The 21004-nt window shown below is 68.0% G+C and carries 21 protein-coding genes; 6 read left to right on the top strand and 15 right to left on the bottom strand.

The window, feature by feature from the left end; translation table 11 throughout:
- The first annotated feature begins 1 nt into the window (after window position 1).
- From EER27_RS04845 to purU, 5 genes are all read left to right on the top strand, one after another.
- Entirely contained in the window at window positions 2-463 is a 462-nt protein-coding gene (locus tag EER27_RS04845; RefSeq protein ID WP_123086898.1) for a MarR family winged helix-turn-helix transcriptional regulator, read from the top strand.
- 33 nt (window positions 464-496) lie between these two features.
- On the top strand, window positions 497-2032 hold the full coding sequence (locus EER27_RS04840; protein ID WP_123086897.1) for an efflux transporter outer membrane subunit: 1536 nt from the start codon (window positions 497-499) through the stop codon (window positions 2030-2032).
- 30 nt (window positions 2033-2062) lie between these two features.
- Complete coding sequence (locus EER27_RS04835) at window positions 2063-3253, top strand: HlyD/EmrA/EmrK family protein (protein WP_123086896.1); 1191 nt, start codon at window positions 2063-2065, stop codon at window positions 3251-3253.
- Between the two features lie 151 nt (window positions 3254-3404).
- Window positions 3405-4964 (top strand): DHA2 family efflux MFS transporter permease subunit, encoded by a 1560-nt coding sequence (locus tag EER27_RS04830; RefSeq protein WP_123086895.1) that lies wholly within the window; start codon window positions 3405-3407, stop codon window positions 4962-4964.
- 120 nt (window positions 4965-5084) lie between these two features.
- Window positions 5085-5948 carry a formyltetrahydrofolate deformylase gene (purU, locus tag EER27_RS04825; protein WP_123087262.1) on the top strand — a complete coding sequence of 288 codons (864 nt, stop codon included), beginning with the start codon at window positions 5085-5087 and terminating at the stop codon, window positions 5946-5948.
- 76 nt (window positions 5949-6024) lie between these two features.
- Here purU and EER27_RS04820 read toward each other — a convergent pair whose 3' ends face one another.
- The 5 genes from EER27_RS04820 to EER27_RS04800 all read right to left on the bottom strand — a co-directional run bounded on the left by EER27_RS04820 (window position 6025) and on the right by EER27_RS04800 (window position 11312).
- Window positions 6025-6615: a hypothetical protein gene (locus EER27_RS04820; protein ID WP_123086894.1), complete on the bottom strand. Its 591-nt coding sequence runs from the start codon at window positions 6613-6615 to the stop codon at window positions 6025-6027.
- A 172-nt stretch (window positions 6616-6787) separates the two neighbouring features.
- Window positions 6788-8197 (bottom strand): DNA repair protein RadA, encoded by a 1410-nt coding sequence (radA, locus tag EER27_RS04815; protein WP_123086893.1) that lies wholly within the window; start codon window positions 8195-8197, stop codon window positions 6788-6790.
- 127 nt (window positions 8198-8324) lie between these two features.
- Window positions 8325-9296, bottom strand: a complete 972-nt coding sequence (locus EER27_RS04810) for a DJ-1/PfpI family protein (RefSeq protein ID WP_190285647.1) — start codon at window positions 9294-9296, stop codon at window positions 8325-8327.
- A 109-nt stretch (window positions 9297-9405) separates the two neighbouring features.
- Window positions 9406-10365: a GlxA family transcriptional regulator gene (locus tag EER27_RS04805; protein ID WP_123086891.1), complete on the bottom strand. Its 960-nt coding sequence runs from the start codon at window positions 10363-10365 to the stop codon at window positions 9406-9408.
- A 137-nt stretch (window positions 10366-10502) separates the two neighbouring features.
- Window positions 10503-11312 (bottom strand): NAD(P)H-dependent oxidoreductase, encoded by an 810-nt coding sequence (locus EER27_RS04800; protein ID WP_123086890.1) that lies wholly within the window; start codon window positions 11310-11312, stop codon window positions 10503-10505.
- Between the two features lie 98 nt (window positions 11313-11410).
- Between EER27_RS04800 and EER27_RS04795 the strand changes: the two genes are divergently transcribed.
- Window positions 11411-12328, top strand: coding sequence for a LysR family transcriptional regulator (locus EER27_RS04795; protein ID WP_123086889.1), 918 nt, complete (start codon window positions 11411-11413; stop codon window positions 12326-12328).
- A 127-nt stretch (window positions 12329-12455) separates the two neighbouring features.
- Here EER27_RS04795 and EER27_RS04790 read toward each other — a convergent pair whose 3' ends face one another.
- The 10 genes from EER27_RS04790 to EER27_RS04740 all read right to left on the bottom strand — a co-directional run bounded on the left by EER27_RS04790 (window position 12456) and on the right by EER27_RS04740 (window position 20739).
- A complete protein-coding gene (locus EER27_RS04790) occupies window positions 12456-12689 on the bottom strand; it encodes a hypothetical protein (RefSeq protein WP_223807179.1) in 234 nt (77 codons plus the stop codon).
- A 127-nt stretch (window positions 12690-12816) separates the two neighbouring features.
- Window positions 12817-13185 carry a hypothetical protein gene (locus tag EER27_RS04785; protein WP_123086887.1) on the bottom strand — a complete coding sequence of 123 codons (369 nt, stop codon included), beginning with the start codon at window positions 13183-13185 and terminating at the stop codon, window positions 12817-12819.
- Window positions 13186-13318: 133 nt separating this feature from the next.
- Window positions 13319-14071, bottom strand: coding sequence for a hypothetical protein (locus EER27_RS04780; protein ID WP_123086886.1), 753 nt, complete (start codon window positions 14069-14071; stop codon window positions 13319-13321).
- Window positions 14072-14166: 95 nt separating this feature from the next.
- Window positions 14167-14703 carry an SRPBCC family protein gene (locus EER27_RS04775; RefSeq protein WP_123086885.1) on the bottom strand — a complete coding sequence of 179 codons (537 nt, stop codon included), beginning with the start codon at window positions 14701-14703 and terminating at the stop codon, window positions 14167-14169.
- A complete protein-coding gene (locus EER27_RS04770) occupies window positions 14700-15098 on the bottom strand; it encodes an ArsR/SmtB family transcription factor (protein ID WP_123087261.1) in 399 nt (132 codons plus the stop codon). Before EER27_RS04770 ends, EER27_RS04775 begins: the two co-directional genes overlap by 4 nt.
- A 237-nt stretch (window positions 15099-15335) precedes the next feature.
- Window positions 15336-16292, bottom strand: a complete 957-nt coding sequence (locus EER27_RS04765) for an alpha/beta fold hydrolase (RefSeq protein ID WP_123086884.1) — start codon at window positions 16290-16292, stop codon at window positions 15336-15338.
- Window positions 16293-16630: 338 nt separating this feature from the next.
- Entirely contained in the window at window positions 16631-17548 is a 918-nt protein-coding gene (locus tag EER27_RS04760; protein WP_123087260.1) for a LysR family transcriptional regulator, read from the bottom strand.
- A gap of 226 nt (window positions 17549-17774) precedes the next feature.
- A complete protein-coding gene (locus EER27_RS04755; protein ID WP_223807178.1) occupies window positions 17775-18803 on the bottom strand; it encodes an MBL fold metallo-hydrolase in 1029 nt (342 codons plus the stop codon).
- Between the two features lie 394 nt (window positions 18804-19197).
- A complete protein-coding gene (locus EER27_RS04750; RefSeq protein WP_148040938.1) occupies window positions 19198-19878 on the bottom strand; it encodes a hypothetical protein in 681 nt (226 codons plus the stop codon).
- A gap of 519 nt (window positions 19879-20397) precedes the next feature.
- Window positions 20398-20739, bottom strand: coding sequence for a hypothetical protein (locus tag EER27_RS04740; protein WP_123086881.1), 342 nt, complete (start codon window positions 20737-20739; stop codon window positions 20398-20400).
- Between the last annotated feature and the right edge of the window lie 265 nt (window positions 20740-21004).

Below are 21004 nucleotides of genomic sequence, written 5' to 3'. Positions count from 1 at the left end.
CATGAACACCCAGCCCCCCGTTTCCGCCACCTGCGGCGGCTCGTCCCTGGCCCTGTTGCTGCGCGAGATCCGCGCCGCGTTCTGGTCGCAAATGGAGGGCGAGCTGGCGGCCGCCGGCCACGACCTCAATTTCAGCCAGTACATCACCCTCAAGCGCCTGTCCGAGGGGGAGGCCAGCGTCACCGACCTGGCCCGCGTCGCGCAGCTCAACCCCGGCGCGATGACGCGCCTGCTGGACAAGCTGCAAGCCAAAGGCATCGTCACCCGCTTGGCCAACCCGGCGGATCGCCGCGCCCTGCACATCCATCTGACGGATGCCGGCGTGGCGATCTGGAACGACATCCACCATTGCGGCCAGCGCATCCGCGAACTCGCCACTGCCGGCATGAGCGACGCCGATCGCGACCAGCTCGCCCGCCTGCTGACGCAGGTGCGCGACAACCTCACTTCTTCCGGTTCCTGAGCCATGACTCCCTCCGACTCCGGGCGCGCCGCCATGCCGCGCGCCACGACGGGCGGCTATCGCCGCCGCGCCAGCACGGTTCTCGCGGCGATCGCCGTGGGCCTGATCCTTGCCGGCTGCGCCAGCACCGGTGGCCTTGCTCCCGAAGGACAGCTGCTCGATGTCGACGGCCTGGCCAGCCGGCACAGCCTGGACAAAGCGTCCTTCTCCGACGCCGATTTCCCGCCTCAGGCGTGGTGGCGGACGCTTGGCGATCCGCAGCTGGATGCCCTGATCGACGAAGCGCTGGCCGGCGCCCCGAGCCTTGACGCCGCCGACGCGCGCGCGCGCCAGGCCGTTGCCCAGGCCGGACTCGCCGACGCCGCGCGTAAGCCCACCGTCGGCGCCACGGCGCAGTATTCCGGCGTGCTGATTCCCGAATCCGTGGCGCCCGAACCCATCGGCGGCGAATACCGCGGCGTGGGCCTGATCGGCCTCAACCTGGCCTTCAGTCCCGACCTCTGGGGCGGTCATCGCGCCCGCTGGCAGGCAGCGCTGGGCCAAGCGCGCGCCGCCGAAGTGGATGCGCAGGCGGCGCGCCTGGCGTTGTCGTCGAACATCGCCGGCGCTTACGTCGCGCTCGCCCAGGCGCACGATGCCGAAGCGGTGGCGATTGCCGAGAGGCAGCGTGCCAGCCGATGGCTCGATCTGGGCCAGCAGCGCGTCAAGGCCGGCCTCGACAACCAGATGCAGATCCGCGCAGCGCAAAGCACCGTCGCCGCCGCCGAGCTGCAGGCGCAGGCCGCACGGCAGCAGATCGAATCGGCGCGCAACGCCATCGCCGCGCTGCTGGGCAAAGGCCCGGACCGCGGCCTCGAGATTGCCAGGCCGGCACTGTCGAGTGCCGCCTCACCGACCCTGCCTTCGATGCTGCCCAGCGAACTGCTTGGTCACCGTCCCGATGTCGTTGCCGCGCGCTGGCGTGTCGAAGCCGCGTCGCAGGGCATCAAGGCGAGCAAGGCCGAGTTCTACCCGTCGATCAATCTCAGCGCGCTGGTGGGCATCGCCGCCGGCAACCTGGGCGACCTCTTCAGCCGCGACGCCGCGCTCGCCCAGGGCGGGCCAGCGATCAGCCTGCCGATCTTCGACGGCGGCCGCCTGCGCAACCAGCTCGCCCGCAGCGATGCCGCCTACGACCTTGCCGTGGCGGACTACAACCAGAGCGTGGTCGCCGCCCTGCGCGAGGTCACCGACGCCGTGCAGTCGGCGCGTTCGCTGGATGCCCAGATCGCCTCGGCCGATCGGGCCCGCGACGCCGCGGCGGCCGCGCACCAGCTCGCAACAACCCGCTACCGCGCCGGATTGGGCACCCAGCTCGATGTCCTCGTCGCGCAGCGGCCGCTGCTGCAACTGGAGCAGCAGCGCACCGTGCTGCGCGCGCAACGGCTGCTTGCCGCGATCGATCTGGACCGCGCACTCGGCGGCGGTCTGCAGCCGGTCGCGCCGGCGGCCGTCGACGTGCCGCCCGCCAGCGACGCCAACACCGCGCAGCGCACGCCGGCGCAGGCCCAGCCCGCCGCCCCTCTCTGATTCGCTCCTCTCCCTTACGGCCGCACCGCCATGACCACCGAAATCAATCCGAACGCGGCCACCGCCGCCGTCGCGCCGCAACCCAACACGAAGCGCCGCCTCGCACTGTTGATCCTGCTGGCCGTCATCGTTGCCGCCTCCATCGCGTGGGCGGCGTGGTACCTGCTGGTCGCACGCTGGCACGAGGCCACCGATGACGCCTACGTACAGGGCAACGTCGTCGCGATCACCCCGCAGACCAGCGGCACCGTGGTCAGCATCGCGGCCGAGGACGGCATGAAGGTCGCCGCCGGCCAGGTGCTGGTGCAGCTCGACCCCAACGACGCCAAGGTCGCCTACGAACAGGCGGTCGCCAACCTGGCCGGCACCGTGCGCCAGGTGCGCGGTCTGTACAGCGCCGTCGACGTCGGCCAGGCCGACCTCGCCGTGCGCCAGGTTGCCGTGCAGCAGGCGCGCGCTGACGTGCAGCGCCGCCAGGGCCTGGTGGCCGGCGGCGCGGTGTCGGCCGAAGAGCTGAATCATGCGCGCGACCAATTGGCCTCGGCCGAGGCCGCGCTGTCGTCGGCACGCGGCAATCTGTCGCGCAACCGCGCCTTGGTCGATGCGACTTCCGTGGGCAACCAACCACAGGTCAAGGCGGCCGCCGCACAGCTTCGCCAGGCCTACCTCAACCTGCAGCGTTCGGCGATCGTCGCACCCGTGTCGGGCCACGTCGCCAAGCGCAGCGTGCAACTCGGCCAGCGTGTGCAGCCGGGTGCCACCTTGATGACGGTGATCCCGCTGGAACAGGTGTGGGTGGAAGCCAACTTCAAGGAAACCCAGCTCGCCACGATGCGCATTGGCCAACCGGTGGAACTGCATGCCGACCTGTATGGCGACGACATCCGGTTCGACGGGCACGTGGCCAGCCTCGGGCTCGGCACTGGCAGCGCCTTTTCGCTGCTGCCGGCGCAGAATGCCAGCGGCAACTGGATCAAGATCGTGCAGCGCGTTCCGGTCCGCATCGAACTCGATGCCCGGCAGTTGGCCGGGCACCCGCTGCGCCTGGGCCTGAGCATGCACGCCGACGTCACCATCCGTGACCAGAGCGGCGCCGCGCTGGCCAGTGCGAGCAGCGGCAAGCCGGTACTGAGCACGGATGCGTATGCCCGCCAGCTGTCCGACGCCGATGCGCTGATCGACGCCGTGATCGGCGACAACCTGGCCGGTGGCCGCGGCTGAGCAAGGCAGCGGTCGCCACGCATCCCCCCGTGCCAGGCCATGACCGACCTTCTCGCCGCGCCACCGACAAACCGTAGCCCGGGAAAGGCGCTCCGCCGCCCCCGGGCTCCCGGTGTCGCGTGCCGCGCCACGCCATTGCACAGGCTCTCCGATGTCCTCACCCGATAACACTCCCGCCGCGCCGCAGGCAGGCTTCCGGCCGCCCAACATCGCGTTGACCACGCTCGGCCTGGCGCTGGCGTCGTTCATGCAGGTGCTCGACATCACCATTGCCAACGTGTCGCTGCCCACCATCGCCGGCAACCTCGGCGGCAGCAGCAGCCAGGCGACGTGGGTCATCACCTCGTTTGCAGTCAGCAACGCGATCGCGCTGCCGTTGACGGGCTACCTGACGCGGCGCTTCGGCGAACGCAAGCTGTTCGTGTGGGCGACGATGCTGTTCGTGATCGCCTCGCTGCTGTGCGGGCTGGCCACCAGCATGAATTTGCTGGTCGGCGCGCGCGCCATCCAGGGCTTCGTCGCCGGACCGATGTACCCGGTGACCCAGGCGCTGCTGATCTCGATCTACCCACCGCACAAACGCGGGCAGGCCATCGCGCTGCTGGCGATGGTGACGGTGGTCGCACCGATCGCCGGCCCGATCCTGGGCGGGTGGATCACCGACAACTACAGCTGGGAATGGATCTTCTTCATCAACATCCCCATCGGCATCTTCGCCAGCCTCGTGGTGGGCAGCCAGTTGCGCGGGCGCCCGGAAAAGCTGGAGAAGCCGAAGATGGACTACGTCGGCCTGATCACCCTGGTGCTGGGCGTTGGCGCGCTGCAGACGCTGCTCGACCTGGGCAACGAGCAGGACTGGTTCAACTCCACCGAGATCGTGGTGCTGGCGATCGTGTCGGTGGTGTCGCTGGCGGTGTTCCTGATCTGGGAACTCACCGAGAAGGACCCCATCGTCAACCTGCGCCTGTTCCGCCACCGCAACTTCGCCAGCGGCACCATCGCGATGGTGCTGGCGTACTCGGCGTTCTTCGCCATCGGCCTGCTGGTGCCGCTCTGGCTGCAGCGCAACCTTGGCTACACGCCGTTGTGGGCGGGCTTTGCCAGTGCGCCGATTGGCATCCTGCCGGTGCTGCTGACGCCGTTCGTGGGCCTGTACGCGGCGCGCTTCGACCTGCGCATGGTCGCCAGCCTGGCGTTCGTGGCGATGGCGTTCACCAGTTTCATCCGCGCCGGCTTCAACCTCGACGTCGACTTCGACCACATTGCGCTGGTGCAGTTGTGGCAAGGCCTGGGCGTGGCGCTGTTCTTCATGCCGGTGCTGACCATCCTGCTGTCGGACCTGGAACCGCACGAGATCGCGGCCGGTTCCGGGCTGGCCACGTTCTGCCGCACGCTGGGCGGCAGCTTCGCCGCGTCGCTAACCACCTGGGCGTGGACGCAACGCAGCACCATCCACCACGCACGACTGACCGAAAACATCACCGTCGGCGATCCGGCGGTGCAACAGACCGTGGCCACGCTGGGCCAGGGCGACCCGCAACGTGGCGCGATGGTGCTGGACAAGCTGATCGCGCAGCAGGCGTGGCAGATCGGCTTCAACGAGGTCTTCCACCTGCTCGGCATCCTGTTCCTGCTGGTGATCGTGTTCGTCTGGTTCGCCAGGCCGCCGTTCGCGGCCAAGGTGGGCGGCGCCGCGGCGGGCGGGCACTGAGCAGCCAGCCCGGCGGTGGACCACGGGTCGACCGTGCTTGGCGCAGACGCCGTTGTCGATCAGATGAAAACGGTGGGCGGCGATGTACATTGCGGGGCCACGCCTCAGCCGATGTCGACGATGTCGCACTCCCAGTACGTACTGACCCTGTCGTGCCCCGACCGCCCCGGTATCGTCAACGCCGTCACCGGCCATCTGTTCGAGAACGGCGGCAACATCCTCGAGTCGCAGCAGTACAACGACCTGGAAACCGACCGGTTCTTCATGCGCACGGTGTTCGCGCAGTCGGAGGCAAATGCATCGCCCAACGGCCTTTTCTCCGGCATGGAAACGCTGGCGCAGCGGTTCGACATGCACTGGACGCTGCGCGACCGCTCGCAGCGGCGCCGGGTGATGCTGCTGGCATCCAAGTTCGACCACTGCCTGGCCGACCTGCTTTACCGCTGGCGCATCGGCGAGCTGCAGATGGACATCACCGGCATCGTCGCCAACCACCCGCGCGAGACGTACCGCCACATCGACCTGGGCGATGTTCCCTTTCACCACCTGCCCGTGGCAAAGCACGACAAGGCCGCGCAGGAGGCGCAGCTGCTGGCGCTGATCGAGCAGACCGGCACCGAATTGGTGGTGCTGGCGCGCTACATGCAGGTGCTGTCGGCACCGCTGGTGGAGCGGCTGGCCGGGCGCTGCATCAACATCCACCACTCGTTCCTGCCCGGCTTCAAGGGCGCCCGCCCGTATCACCACGCGCACGCGCGCGGGGTCAAGCTGATCGGCGCGACGGCGCACTTCGTCACCGCCGATCTCGACGAAGGCCCGATCATCGAGCAGGACACGCAGCGGGTCAGCCATCACGACACGCCGGCCGACCTCATCCGCATCGGCCGCGACATCGAGCGACGCGTGCTGGCCCAGGCGCTGCGCTGCTACCTCGACGATCGGATCCTGCTCAACGGGCAACGGACGGTGGTGTTCGCCGTCTGACCTCTGGCCGGGGGCACCGGCGCAGGTGGAGCCTCTTGCCGATCGCGCTTTCGCCGATCGCGTCACCCACCGCCCATCAGCGCGCCAGCAACCTCAGCGCAACCGCCGCCGCCACGCCCAACGCGCACCCAGCCAGCACTTCGCCTGGCGTGTGCCGGCGCATGCGCAGCCTTGCCCACGCCAATAGCGGCAACATCCCCAGCGCGACCACCGCCGCCGGCACGTACAGCGACAGCAGCGTGACTCCCGCGTAGGCCAGGCTGGCCATGTGCAGCGACAACTTGATCCAGCGGTTCAACAACGCCGCCACGCACAGCATGGCCACCACGGCCAACACGCCCTGCGCCAATGGCGCGACGCTGCCGCGCGTCCACCACCAGTAGCCCGCCAACAGCAGCAACACCACGGCGTACAACGCCGGTCGTTCGCGCGGGTGCGATGCATCCACGGTGCCCCAGCGCCCGGATCGCCGACGTTGCCAGATGAATCCCCACACCACGGCAATCACCACCGTCATGCCCACCAACGTGCGTGGCCACGCCGTCGGAGCCAGCACGATCGTGGCGATCATCGCCAGCGCGGCAAACACCGCGAACGGGTGCAAGACGATCGAGACGATCCGGGCGAAGGCATCGCCCGCTCGCGCGGGTGCAAGGGTGTCGTTCATTCCCGCCAATCTGCGCGGCAGCGACGCGGCAGGCAAGTCACCGACGACGCGCACACCGCGCGCATGACCGTCGCGCTCGCGATAGCTTCGCAGGAGCGGCTTGCGTCGTGGTCACCCGATCGTCTCGCCCTGCCCCGCCATGCGCAACGCGCGCCGCGGCCCGCGGCACCGCCTACGCCTGCTCCAGCGCTTCGGCCAAGCGCTCCACCGCGATCACCTGCATGTCGCCCACGCGACCGGACTTGGGCGCATTGCCCTTGGCCACGATGGCGCGCTTGAAACCGTGTGTGGCAGCTTCCTTGAGGCGATCCTCGCCGTTGGGCACCGGCCGGATCTCGCCCGACAGGCCGACCTCGCCGAACGCCACCGTCTGCTCGGACAGCGGCCGGTCGCGCAGGCTGGACAGCACCGACAGCAGCACCGGAAGGTCGGCGGCCGTCTCCTGCACGCGGATGCCGCCGACGATGTTGACGAACACGTCCTGGTCGCCAACGCCGACGCCGCCGTGTCGGTGCAGCACCGCCAGCAGCATTGCCAGGCGGTTGCCTTCCATGCCCACCGCGACCCGTCGCGGGTTGGACAGCGGCGAGGAATCCACCAGCGCCTGCACTTCCACCAGCAACGGCCGCGTGCCCTCGCGGGTCACCATCACGCAGCTGCCCGGCTGTGGCGTTCGGCTGCCGGACAGAAAGATCGCCGACGGGTTGGGAACTTCCTTGAGGCCCTTGTCGCCCATGGCGAACACGCCCAATTCGTTGACCGCACCGAACCGGTTCTTGAACGCACGCAGCACCCGGAAGCGGCTGCCGCTTTCGCCCTCGAAATACAGCACGGCGTCGACCATGTGCTCCAGCACGCGCGGCCCGGCGATGCCACCCTCCTTGGTGACGTGGCCCACCAGGAACACCGCGGTGCCGGTCTCCTTGGCATAGCGGACCAGACGCGCCGCGCTTTCGCGCACCTGGCCGACCGAACCCGGCGCGGCGCTGAGTTCCTCGGTCCACAGCGTCTGCACCGAATCGGCGACGATCAGCCCGGGGCGCATCTTCGCCGCGTGTTCGAGGATGCGCTCAACGCCGGTTTCGGCCAGCGCGTGCACGCCGTCCAGCGGCAATCCCAGCCGCGTGCCGCGTCCGGCCACCTGGCCCAGCGACTCCTCGCCGGTCACGTACAGCGCCGGCAGCACGGCGGCCATCTTCGCCACCGCTTGCAGCAGCAGGGTCGACTTGCCGATGCCCGGATCGCCGCCCACCAGCACCACAGCGCCCGGCACCAGCCCACCGCCCAGCACCCGGTCCAGTTCGCCGATACCGGTGCTGACGCGTACTTCCTCGTTGTGGCCCAAGTCCTTGAGCGCAGTGACCGCCGGCGCGTCCACCTTGCCGGCCCAGCCGGAACGCCGACTGGCCCCCACGCCGCCCTTGGTCGCCGTCGACGCCGGTTCGACCACGAACTCGCTCAGCGTGTTCCACGCGCCGCACTCCGCGCACTGCCCCTGCCATTTGCCGTGATCGGCCCCGCACTCGGTGCAGACGTAGGCGGTGCGCGCCTTGCTGGCGGACTTGCTGACAGGGGTGGCCATCGACACAGGGATCCGTTCGGAACTAGGTCGACAGGGTAGCTGCGGTTGGTCGCGCGAGGTGAGATTGGCGCGAAGCGTCCGCGGCCGGAACGCGGCGCCTGGCACCTCGCCCCCCCCGCACACCGGTTTACGGGAGCGTCGTGGCCACACGCAGGTCCAGGCGATAGTCCGATGCGCTGGAGCCGGCCGTGGTGTCCAGCTCCAGACGCACGCGACGCCCTTCCTTGTCGGCGGTCCAGCGGTTGGTGCCTGGCTCGCGCGTCCACTCGGGCAGGCTGGCGATGCCCTTGGCGATGCGCTGCAACAGGTCGTCGGCGGTCGTTCCGGCGGTGACGTGGAAGCGCATCCGCCATTGCTGTTCGTCGCCCAGCGAGAATTCCTGGGACATCGCCAGGTCCTTGGGCCACTCGACGGCCTTGTCCAGGGACCGCGGCACATGGCGATCGGCCATTCGCGAGCGAACGAAACCGCCCTCGGGCTTCCAGTCGTACTCCAGATGCAAGGCAACGGACTGCGCCTTCTCGGTGCCCTTCAACCGGGCCACCACGTGCAGGGCCGCGTCCAGGCCCGACGACAAGCCGGCCGCCGTGACAATGCGGCCGTTGTCGGCCCAGCGCACGTCCCGGATCACGTTGACGGCCGGAAACTGGCGGGCCAGCTCGTCGATGCGCGGGGTGAAGGTGGTGGCCTGCTGCCCGTCCAGCAGCCCGGCCCCGGCCAGGATGAAGGCCCCGGTGCAAACCGACAGCACGTGACGGCTGCCGGCCGCGTGCTCGCGAATGAACGACAGCACCTGCGGATCCTTCTGCGCATCCCCGACATCGCCACCGGGCACCAGCAACACGTCGAACGGCGGTGCGTCGGCGAAGCTGGCATCCGGCGTCACCGTCAGGCCCATCGCCGTGGTGACCGGCTTGCCGTCGTGGGACAGCGTCACCACGCCAAAGCCGGCATTGCCGAAGACCTCGTACGGGCCGGCAAAGTCGATGATCTGCACGCCATCAAACAACACCACGCCCACGCGCACCTCCGAGGGGCTGCTGGGCGCGTTGGCGGCCAACGCAGGCAGCGATAGCAGTCCGAAGAACAGAACGGACAAGAGAACGATCCATCGTTGGCGCATGCGTGTTTCCCCCGTGAGAGCCGCCCACGCTATCCGAACGCCGCACGCAGATGCGGACATCAACCGTACCGATCGGGACATCGCCCTACCGGCTCAAGCGCGCCCGATAGGCGGCGGGAGAAACCCCCAGCAGGCGAACAAACGTCCTGCGCATCGTGTCGGCGGAGCCAAAACCGCATTCGTCCGCGATCCGCTTGATGTCCTTGCGCGAGCTTTCCAAAAGCGGCTTCGCGGCCTCGACGCGCAGTTGCTCCACGTACTTCTGCGGCGTGGCCGAGAACGCCGCCATGAACCTGCGACAGAACTGCCGTGGACTCATGTGCATGCGCTGGGCGAGCTGGCCCACGCTCAGGTCCAGGCACAGGTTGTCGGGGATCCAACGCGCCAGCTGCGCGAACTGATCGGGCAGGTCCAAGGCCTGCAACTGGCGGCTGAACTGGCTTTGCCCGCCGGATCGCTTGCTTGCCATGACCATGCGCTTGGCCACCTTCAGCGCCAGCGCCTGGCCGTGATCGGCGGCCACCATCGCCAACGCCATGTCCATCCCGGTCGTGATGCCGGCCGAGGTCCAGACCTCCCCGTCGCGCGTGTAGATGGCGTCGGGCTGCACCCGCACCCTGGGATAGCGCTGGCGCAGCTCGCGCAGATCGCTCCAGTGCGTGGTCGCCTCGCGATCGTCCAGCAGCCCGGCCTCGGCCAGCAGCAGGGCGCCACTGCAGACCGAAGCCACGCGCCGCACCTGCATCGACGCCGTTCGCAACCAGTGCACCAGCGTGGCATCGGCGCGCGCGATGTCCAACGCATCGCCCATGCCGCCGCACACCAGAAGCGTGTCGGGCACCTGCGTCATGTCGCCGCAGGCCATGTCCGGCAGCAACCTCATGCCGGAAGCAAGCACGATCGGCTGCATGTCCACCGACAACACCTGCAGGCGATACAGCGGCTCACTGCAAGGCGCGTCCTCCTGCGCCTGGCGGCTGGCAAGCGCGAACACTTCCAACGGGCCCGTGATGTCGAGCGATTGCGCGCCCGCATAGGCCAGCATGCAGATCGTGCGTGTCGGAGAGGAGAGCAATCGGGCGCCGTGGGTGATGGCAAGGCCGCCAACTTAAGGTGAACGGTGCGCGGCGCCAAGCGTGGCGCAGTGCCGAAATGCCCCGTCGCGCGGACGCCTTGGTGTCCTCACGCGTCGGCGCCCGCGGGCACGCGGGCCATCTCCACGTGGGACACATGCGCCAGCAATCCGGACTGACCGACGGCGACGTGGCTGGCCAGTACGTGCGTGTCGGGGTAGTCCCCCGCGTTCTGTGGGCGGAACGGGATGGGGGCGTCCTCGAAGAGATGCTCAAGACGAACACGCCATGCCGCCTTCGCTGCCGCCACCGTTTCGGCCGTAATGCGCGCGGTCCCGTAGATCGCGTGGGTGGGCAGCACGTCCATCCCGGGGAAGAACAACGTGCCGTGGGTGATCGGGAACAGCAGCTGCTCGAGCGGCCCGTTGATGCCGCGTGGCGAAAAATCCACCGCGGGGCCACCGACCGTCACGGACAGCAATGCCCGCTTGCCCTTGAAGGCGCCATCGCCGTAGCGATAGCGGTTGCCGGCGCCTTGGTACCCGTACGCGAGGCCGTACGCCCACACCCGGTCCACCCAGCCCTTGAGGATGGCCGGCATGCTGTACCACCAGAGCGGAAACTGCAGGATCACGGCGTCGGCGGCGAGCACCTTCTGCTGCTCGGCCTCGATGTCGGCGACCTGTCGTCCGCTGGAATAGGAATGTCCCGACTCCTGCACGAAGTACAACCGATCCGGATCGGCGCGCGTGGGGAAATCGTGCTCGTCGAACACCGCCTTCCACCCCATGCCGTACACGTCCGAGATCATCACCTCATGCCCCTGCTGCTGGAGCGTCTGCACGGCCACATCGACCAGCTGACGGTTCAACGACGCGGGCTCGGGGTGTGCGAAAACGATCAGGACCTTCTTCTTCATTGCGTTTCTCCGTGGCGGTGGCGTTGCCGGTGCGAGGCAGTCTCGGCGAGCGTTGGCCATCGGTGAAATTGCATAACGCTTTGGCTACCATCCACGCGATGGATAGCAAGCGTCTCGACCTCAACCTGCTGGTCACCCTGGAAGCGTTGCTGGAGGAGCAGAACGTCACGAAAGCCGCGGCACGGCTGCATCTCAGCCAACCGGCCGTCAGTGCCCAGTTGAGCCGGCTGCGCGATACGTTCGATGACCCGCTGCTGATTCCCGCGCAGCGCGGGATGACGCCGACCGCCAAGGCCATCGAGTTGCTCGATCCGTTGCGCCGCGCGCTCGATGACGTGCGTGCCGCCGTCGCCACGCATCGCACCTTCGATCCAGCGAAGGCCGAACTGATCGTCGCCATCGCCTGCACGGACTACATGCAGGCGGCGTTGGTCAAACCGCTGATGGTGGAACTCAGGCAGCGCGCGCCCGGCGTGCGCGTGGCCCTGCGCAATCTCGACGCATCGCAGGTGGAGGCCCAGATGCTGCGAGGCGACGTCGACCTGGCGTTCATGACGCCACAGACCGCGCCACCCGGCCTTCGTTCCAGGCATCTGTTGGATGATCGCTACGTGCTCATCGGCCGCCGCCATCACCCGCAGCTGCGGGAAGGGATCAGCGTCGAGGCGCTGGCCGGGCTGGAGCACGTGATCGTGTCGCCGCGTGGTGGCGGCTTCGTCACGCCGGTGGACAGCGCCCTGGCCGCCCTCGGGCACCGTCGCAATGTGGTGCTGTCGGCGGCCTCGTTCCTGTTTGTGCCGGAGATCGTGGCGCAGTCGGACTTCGTGGCATTGGTGCCCGAACGGCTGGTGCTCGACCGCACCGACCGGCTCACCCTGGTCGACTGCCCCTTTCCCGTGGAAGGCCTGACCATCGCGATGGTGTGGCACGAACGCAACCACGGCCACAGCGGGCAACGCTGGGTGCGCGAGACGGTGGTTTCGCTGGCCGGCTCAGGCACGCACCGCCGGGATTGAAGCCGGCGGTTGCGCATCGCGTCGCACCGGGCGCTTGGCCCGGATCGGAAACCAACGCTCGAACTGGCCGGGCCGCGATGCAGTGCGGCTCTGGCTCGAACCAATCGTCAGGCGACGGCCAAACGCATCACTTGCTTTCACCCTCATCGCGCTTGGCGCCGGCGTCCTTGTCCTTCTGTTCTTCTTCTGCGCCAAAGGGCTTGACGTCGGCGTACTGGGAGTTGCCGAAGTGCTCGGCTGCCGCCTTGCGCTCGGCCTGGGCCTTGGCCGAGTTCAAGTCCAATTCATTGCTGCTTGCGCCGCAACCCGAGGCCAGGAGGATGAAAACGAGGAGGGCCGACTTCGCCGTCATGTCCGACATTCTTTGCAGCTCCGTGTGGTGGATATCAGGTGACTCTTGCAGGCCGGCGCGTCGAGCCCGAGCCTTGGGGTATTACGCCGAGGGGCGAAGCAAGCTCGTGCGTGGACCCGTTGCGCGTCCCGGCGCCTCACGGCGTCCAATGGAACGGCGAACGGATCGTTCGGGTGCCGATCTGCAGCACCCCGGATTGCCGGTGAACCGATAGCGTGAACGGCGCGACGGCACCCGCGCCGTCAACGTACCGAAGGATCAGCACCTGGCCCTTCGTGTCGAAGGTTTCAACGACGACGTTCTCGGCGAGAAGCACGACGCCATCCCGGTCTCCCGGGGCGTGAAAACGCACTGAGGCAATGACCGGCTGGTCCGAGTCGCCGACCTCGAGGTCGATCCAGTAGCCGCCTCCCTCGAAGGAGAGGGACGACGTGGCCGACGCCGGCGCGCACAGTGCAAGCATCAGCAATGCCGTGCCCAGAATGCGGAGTGCGAGTTGTCCCATGTGAGCACCTGACGCCTCGATTGAGCCGGGCCCACGATGCGACGTGGGCCCGGACGAATGGTTGGAGCACAGCACCTGCCCCGCCTGCCTTCGCCGGCATTTCACCACAAATGGCCGCCCGCACGCGTCCCGGTCAATGCGTCATCGGCGCGAGGCAAAGGGCGTCGCGGTAGGCGCACAGGTCCTCGATCAGCGCCTGCTCGTCGGCGAGGATGCGGGCTTTCTCGGCGTCGCCGACCAGCTGGATCATGTAGCTCTGTTCGTCGATGCCCTGGCGGTCGATGAACGGGTTGCGCAGGCTGCCCGGGGCGGCGAGGTCCGGGTGGGCGCCGATGTCGGCGTTGGTGACACCCGGCGCATAGAACATCAGGTGCGGCATCGCCATCGTGCGGACCTGCATGTCGGGCGGTCCGACGGTGCGCATCACTGGCGCGAGCATGTACGACAGGCCGGCCTTCGCGGGCGCCGCGTAGGTGCCATCCCGGAAGCGGCCCGCGATCTGCGCCTTCAACGCCACGGCACCCGTTCCCGAGGCGCGCAGGGCGGCGGCGTCCATGATGACCCGCAGGTAGGTCTTCGTTCCCACGGCGTCGTAGCACAGCGGGATGTAGATGTCGTCGCGGAAGTCGCCAAGTTCCCACACGGTGCGTTGGACCAGGCAGGCCACGCCGCTGCTTCCCTGACGGGCCAGCCCGTAACCGTTCGCGGGGTCGAGCACGTACACGGTCGCTGCGTCGCGCAGCTCCGGCGGCATGGCGCTGAGCGCGAGCCGGGTTTCCAGGGTATCCGGCATCGACTGGATCGTCGTGCCCGGCGCGTGGCCCGCACGAGCGGGCGCCATCGCCAGTGCGATGACGGTCAGTGCGAACGTCCACACGATGTTCATAGCGCGCCTCCTTGGCAGTTTGGGTGACTTCGGTGTGTCCGACCCGCGATGCGCTGCGCGCCCTGCGAGGCGCGCGCGCGTCCGGTTCGCAACCGTCACGCCGGGAGGCGACGGTCGTACGCTTCCCTCAATTGGCTCCAGCCGTCCCAGAACGGCTCGACGACCGATTCGCCGCTCACGCGGGCCACCAGAAGGTCCAGGTGCGTGTGCCAGCCGGCACCGACCTTGCGCATGGTCGAACGGTCAGGCAGCTGTCGATGGATCAGCGTGAGCCGCACCTCGTCGCCCTGCGGCTGGAGGTCGATGGACACATCGCCACTGCCGTTCCAGGTGAAAGCCAGCCGGTGTGGCGGCTCGAACACCGTGATCGTGGATTGCATCCGGTGCTCCTGGCCGAAACCTTCCGGACGCGTGCCCGGCGGGTCGGTGAGCTCGTCGTTGCGCCACACCAGCTCGAACGGCGTGCCGGCCTGCGCCTGCATGTCACCTGCCGCGAGCCATCGGCGGCGCAGGTCGCTGTCGGTGAGGTACGCCCAGACACGCTCGATGGGGCCCGGTAGCAGGCGTTCGAAACGGACGGTGTCGGGCGCGGTGAGCGTGGCAAAACCGGTTTCAGTTGCGGTGATGTTCATGGCTTCCTCCGTGATGTGGGGGGCTTGCGGGTGCGCGGCAGTGACGGTGACGGTGCCGTGGACGTGCGTGCGTCCTCGGCCCGGAGCAGCGAATCAAGGACGTCGAGCTTCTGGTTCCAGAAGCGTTCGTAGTGACGGATCCATTCCGCGCCCACATGCAGCGGGCGCGCATCGAGCCGGCAGGTGTGCACCCTTCCCTGCACTTCGCGCTGGATCAGCCCCGCGCGTTCCAGGATCTGGATGTGCTTGGACGCGCCCGCCAGCGAGATGTCGAACGGCGCCGCGAGTTCGCTGACGGTTCGCGGGTGCGTCGCCAGTTCACGCAGCATCGCGCGCCGCGTGGGATCGGCAAGTGCGCGGAAGACGGTATCGAGGCTTGAGGAATTATCAACCATGTGGTTGACAATACGCCGACCGAGCCGATTGTCAACCATCTGGTGAAATATCTGCAGGCTGGGGGGAATCGACGTCGAGCGGCGCTTCCCTGCCCGCGGGTGGTGCCAACCGCCGGCCGGTCAGGAGACGTCGGTCATTGCCGATCCGGGGCATCGTGGCGTCGTTGCCCGCACCGCAAGGCACTCGCCCCCAACAGCATTCGGCCCTGCGGGTGCAGGGCCGATGCGCATCGCGGCTCAGTCGCGGATGAAGTCCAGCAGGTCCTGGTTGAGCCGCTGCTTGTGGGTATCGGTGATGCCGTGCGGCGCCCCGGGATAGACGATCAGCTTTGCGTCCCGGATCAGCGCGGCGGACGCCTTGGCGGATGCGTCGAGTGGCACGATCTGATCGTCGTCACCGTGGATCACCAGGGTGGGCACGTCGAACTTCTTGAGGTCCTCGCGGAAGTCGGTTGCCGAGAACGCGGCGATCGAGTCGTAGGTGTTCTTGTGCCCGGCCTGCATGCCCTGCACCCAGAACGACTGGATCAAGCCCTGCGACGGCTTCGCACCGGGACGGTTGAAGCCGAAGAACGGGCCCGAGGCGATGTCCAGGTACAGCTGCGAGCGGTTTTCCAGCGAGGCATTGCGCAGGCCGTCGAACACGTCCATCGGCAGGCCGCCCGGGTTGTCGGCCGTCTTGAGCATCAGCGGCGGGACTGCGCTGACGAGAACGGCCTTCTTGACGCGCGCCGTGCCGTGCCGGCCGATGTAACGCGCCACTTCGCCGCCGCCGGTGGAGAATCCCACCAGGGTGACGTCCTTGAGGTCCAGCGCCTCGATCACCGCGGCCAGATCGTCGGCGTAGTGATCCATGTCGTTGCCGTCCCAGGGCTGGCTGGAGCGGCCGTGCCCGCGGCGGTCATGGGCGACGACGCGATAGCCCTGCGATGCCAGGAAGATCATCTGCGATTCCCAGCTGTCCGAGTTCAGCGGCCAGCCGTGACTGAAGGTGACCACCGGACCGTTCCTCGGGCCCCAATCCTTGTAGTACAGCTGCACGCCATCGCGCGTGGTGACGTAGCTGCCGTTGACGCCGGCGCCCTGGCTGACGGCGGCGCCAGCGAGTGCGCCGACCGACGGCGCGATTTCGGCCTGGGCCGTGGTGGCCAGCGTGAGGGCGGCCAGTGCCAGGGTGCGATGCAAGATGCTCATGTGTGCTCCGGTTCTAGTGGCGCGACCGGCAGTGATCGCGTGATGCACAGGCTATGGCGTGGCCCTGGACGCGAGAACTGCAGCGCCCCTGATGGGAGCCATCGCTATCGCTGATGACCGCTGCGGGACATCGTGCGGCGAGTGACGGCGCGCGGCCAGTGCCTGCGTGGAGCGCGCAAAGCATCACGGATGCGCGCACGGATCGCGTGGATCAACGCATCATCCGGCAACACGATTCTGCAGCGCGATCCGGCAGGGCGATCCAGCAGGGCGATCCAGCGCACACCGGATGGCCCGTCGTCAGCGAGATCCTGCGCCCGCTGGAAGGCGCGCGCACGTCACGGCAAGGCGACGTCCAGTTGCGCGGACAGGTAGAACTGCTGTCGCAGCCAGACGTGGCTGGCATCCTGGTGGCTTCGCGGATGCCACACCAGCGCCAGCCGGATGTCGGACAACTCGACCGGCGGATCCGAGAACTCCAACTGGTCGGCGAACTGGCTCAGGAATCGGGTCGGCAACGTGCACACGCAATCGGTGCTGGCGAGAATCAGCGGGGCGAGCGCGTAACTCTGGATCGAGAAGCGGACGTTCCGCGAACGGCCCAAGGCCAGCAACTGATCGTCCACCACGCCCGCGAATCGCCCTCCCTGTGACGAGACGATCAGGTGGTCGAGCGTGCAGAACGTATCGAGGTCCAGCGGCCCCACGCCACGCGGGTGTCCCTTGCGCTGCGCCGTTCGGAATCCGTCCGCCCACAACGGTCGCTGCATGAGGTCGCCCGGCAGACCTTCCGGGCCGGTGACCAGCAGGTCGATCTGTCCCTGTTCGAGGCGGTCCAGCACGTCGGCGGGCGGATGGATGAACGCCAGTTTTGCCAAGGGTGCCGCGGCCTGCACCCGCGCGCTCAGGTCGGGCGCCAGGACGGCGGCAGGCGTGTCGAATAGCGCAACGACGAACGTGCGCGTACTGGTGACCGGATCGAACTGCGCCGGCGGGTCCACCAGCCGCTTGAGGCCGGCCAGCACCTGGAGCAATTCGTGCTCCAGCGCTTGCGCGCGCGGCGTGGGCACGACGCCGCGCCCATTGGCCGCCGGAACGAACAAGGCGTCGCCGAAGATCTCACGCAGCCGGGCCAGACGGCCCGACAACGCCGGCTGCGTGATGCCAAGACGGGTCGCGGCTCGCGTCACGTTGCGCTCTTCGAGCACCACCTTGAGGGCAAGCAGCAGGGCGCTGTCGATCTCCGCGTGGGTCATCGTCGTCTCCATGAGCGTTGGCGGGTGTCGCCGCCGACCCGCTGATGGAAGCCGATTCCGGAACGACGCCGGCGCATGAGACCAGAACCGACGGCGCAACGGAATCCGGCAGCGGTCGTCGCGCGGTCTGCACGCGCGGGGTTTACACGCGCGCGCCTGCTTGCAGACCGTGCCGCGAGAGCCCTGCGTTGGCCACGCTGTCGCGCTCGATCGCGCTCGATCGCCCTCATTCGCGATTGCGGTACTCGGCGCTCACCCACGCGTAACCGTCTCCTTCTCGACGGAGGTAACCAAGACCGGGAAAGGGCAAGTGGGCCGCGGCGACCAGTCGCCGCCCGCCGGCCGCCGCAGCAAACTGGCGTGCGCGCTGCGCCTTGGCGGCGGGTTGATCGACATCGAAGGTGATGGTGACATCCGGTCGCGGGAGCTGGATCGCGCCCACGTGGAGGATGTCGCCCCAGAACTCGATGCGCTCGTTCGCGCTTTCGACCCGATAGAAGCTGTGGCCGGGCGTGTGTCCCGGTGTCGGGATGGCGGTGATGCCCGGCAACACGACGGTCTCGCCGGTGAATGCCTTCAGCTTTCCGGCACGCCGGTACGGCTCGATCGTCGCCAGCGCCTCCGCCAGATGGCGTGGCTCCAATCCCCTGCCCAAGTTGCCGCGATCGAGGAAGAAGTCGACATCGGCCTGGGCAACGTGAACCGTTGCGTTGGGAAAGACCCGCCGCCCGGCGCGCGCCAGACCGCCGGAGTGATCGGTGTGGATGTGCGTGATCAACACATCGCTGATCTGCTCGGGCCGGTACCCGGCCGCGGCCAGGCTCTCCGGCAACTTGCCGCCGAGGGAGCCAAACAACTCGCCCGCGCCCGTGTCGATGAGCACCACGCGCGAACCTGAGTCGACCACGTACGCATTGATCGAGGTTTCAATCGGGTTCCGCGCGAAGCCCGCGTGGAGCAACGCCTCGATCTGACCGGCCGTCGCCCCGCGCAGGAGCGGGTGCAGATCAAGTGGCAGCGTGCCATCGCTCAACGCGGTGATGCGAAACGCGCCCACGTCGAACCGATAGACCCCCGGCAGCTGCGGTTTGGGCGTCGGCGCTACTGGCGGCTGCGCAATGGAGGACAGCGGCTTTGCGGAATGCGTGTCGGGCGGTGGCGACACCTGCACGGTAGCAACCGACGGGCGTGGTTCCGACGTCGCCGCAGGATGGGAAACCGAACCGGCGGCCAGGATCATGGCGACGGCCAGCATGGCGGGACGGAACCGGGCTTTCTCGTTCATCGTGAGCACCTGCAGGTAATGCGATCGGCGCTGATCGCGTGATGCAGGCTAGGCATCTCTCCAACGCGCGGGAACTCCAGCAGGCCTGATAGGACCTATCGCCGGCGCCGATGGTCGAGCTGGGCTCGGGGCACCGGAGGGAATTGCGATCGTGGGGTTGTGCTGTTGGGGGAAAAGACGCTCAACGAACGCGATGCACGCCCGTGGTCGCCCCTGACCTGGGCACGGCTGACGGTGGGACCAAGCGGATTGACTGCCGGCGCGTCGCAATGCGGCACGTGGAATCACCCAGTGATTGCGACGTTGCGCAGTGCGGATTTTCGCCGCACGGGACAGCCGCAAATCCGGCGCGTTGAAACCCGTCCTACGTCCCTTCCGGATCCATCCTGTCGGTAGCAAGGAGCACCAGCGGTTCGCACTCCTTGGCGCTGCATCCCCAGTGACGGGTTTCACCACCGCCGGTCCAGGTAGCGGTCGCCCCACCGTCAAGCTGAAACCGCCACGTACGTCCTTCCGCCTGCAACTCTCCCGAGATCGAACACGGACCTTGGTAGAACAGGCTGTACGGGCTTTCCTCGTAGCGCTCACTGAGCCGAAAGAAGCGCTCCACATTGGTGGTGGAAAGGCGCCAGTTGCGGCACGCCACCGCTTCGGCACCTCCGGCGGTACCCGCGTAATGTGCGGGATCCACCTTGGTGACACGCAGCGCCGATTCGGAAGAAGCGAGGCGGTCATGGACCGGCGCGGATTGTGCCGACGCCACGCTGGCGGCCATCCCCAACAGCATCGCCAGCACCCGCAGAACCATGATGATCACCACGCCGACCCTTCCCTCGTGCCCATCGTCCGGGTCGGACGGCGCGGCCTGATCCGACGGTGTGCACGACGCAACCGCCACTGCCGGTGAGGGCGTGTCCACCGCTTGACGGTCTTCCGTCGCCACCTCGCCGCCGCCATCAGGCCGCGGGCAATCGTCCGGCCGAACGTGCGCCCCGGGCGGCCTGGCACGACGGCGAAGCGGTCGAGGAAACATCGAGATGTTCATGGGCCTCATCCTTGAGTCCGTTGGTGCCAGCACGCTTCCTGCGTGCCTACGGCTTTGCCTATGCCCGTTGCGATTCCGCAAAACCCACTGCCCGCCTGCGGCGCGGCCATCCACCCGCTCGCGCCGTCACAAGCACGCGCGTGGCGGGTTCACTCTAGACAAGTCGGTGCCCGCAAAACGCATGGCAACGACAGCCCGTCACGCGTTCAAGCGTGTCGAACCGTTGCGGTTCAGGCCTCCAGGAAAATCCCCGACACAACGACGCGGCGATTCATCACAAGCAGTGACTGCATCGACTGACCGCATTGGGTGGGAGTGGACGGCCGTGCCCGCACCCGCAGGACGCGAGGTTCGAACGCGAACCGATCCACGCCAGTCAAGGGCAGGCCTGCAATCAGCAGGCCCGCAAGCGGCATTACGGCGCACCCCGCCGCGCGAATGCGCATTGCCCAGCCTCACGGCATGGTCCAGCCCAGCCCGACGTATCCGGGCGTGCCCCGCGGCGCTGCTCAGGCTGCGTCAGTCGACGGCTCGCTTGGCCGCCTCTACCTGCGACGCTCGCTGGAGCTGCTCGCACTGATATTCCAACGGCGCCCGAGCCATCAACTGCTCGGTCATCGCGTCCACCGCCGCAAGTACGGCGGCTTCGTTTTCGGGCGTTGGCTGTTTGTCGTATGCCGCCTTGAGCCGCTGCGCTTCGCTCTCCAGGCGCTGGAACTTGGCCGCTTGCTCGGGCACTTCCACGGCGCACCGTTCGAGCGTCATCGAGGGCGTTGGCGACGGTGGCACGTCGACGCGATCGGACTCGGAACCCAGGAGCAAAAACATCAGCGGGGCGGCGAATGCATGGAAGCTGGTCACGGGCGATGGCACCGGAAGTGGACGGACTGGCGGCAATGCCCGTCGCGCGCGGCTCACCGCGACGGGCGCGCCGAGTATGCCTGGCCCGACCGCGCCAGGATCAATCCGGCCGACCGCGTACGTGGCCGGGAGATCGAGCCCGCGGTAACCGCGCTTTCGCCGACAGGGGCAATCGCCCCCCCTAGTCAGCCCAACCAAGAAGCGCACACCGTCCTTTCTGCATCAAGCACTTAGCCGAGCCAGTGCCGGGCCTCTTCCCTCCACC

Source organism: Montanilutibacter psychrotolerans, from assembly GCF_003719825.1.
Taxonomy (GTDB): Bacteria; Pseudomonadota; Gammaproteobacteria; order Xanthomonadales; family Xanthomonadaceae; genus Montanilutibacter; species Montanilutibacter psychrotolerans.
The sequence above is the reverse complement of the archived record's forward strand: the minus strand, read 5'-3'. Positions and strand labels throughout refer to the sequence as shown.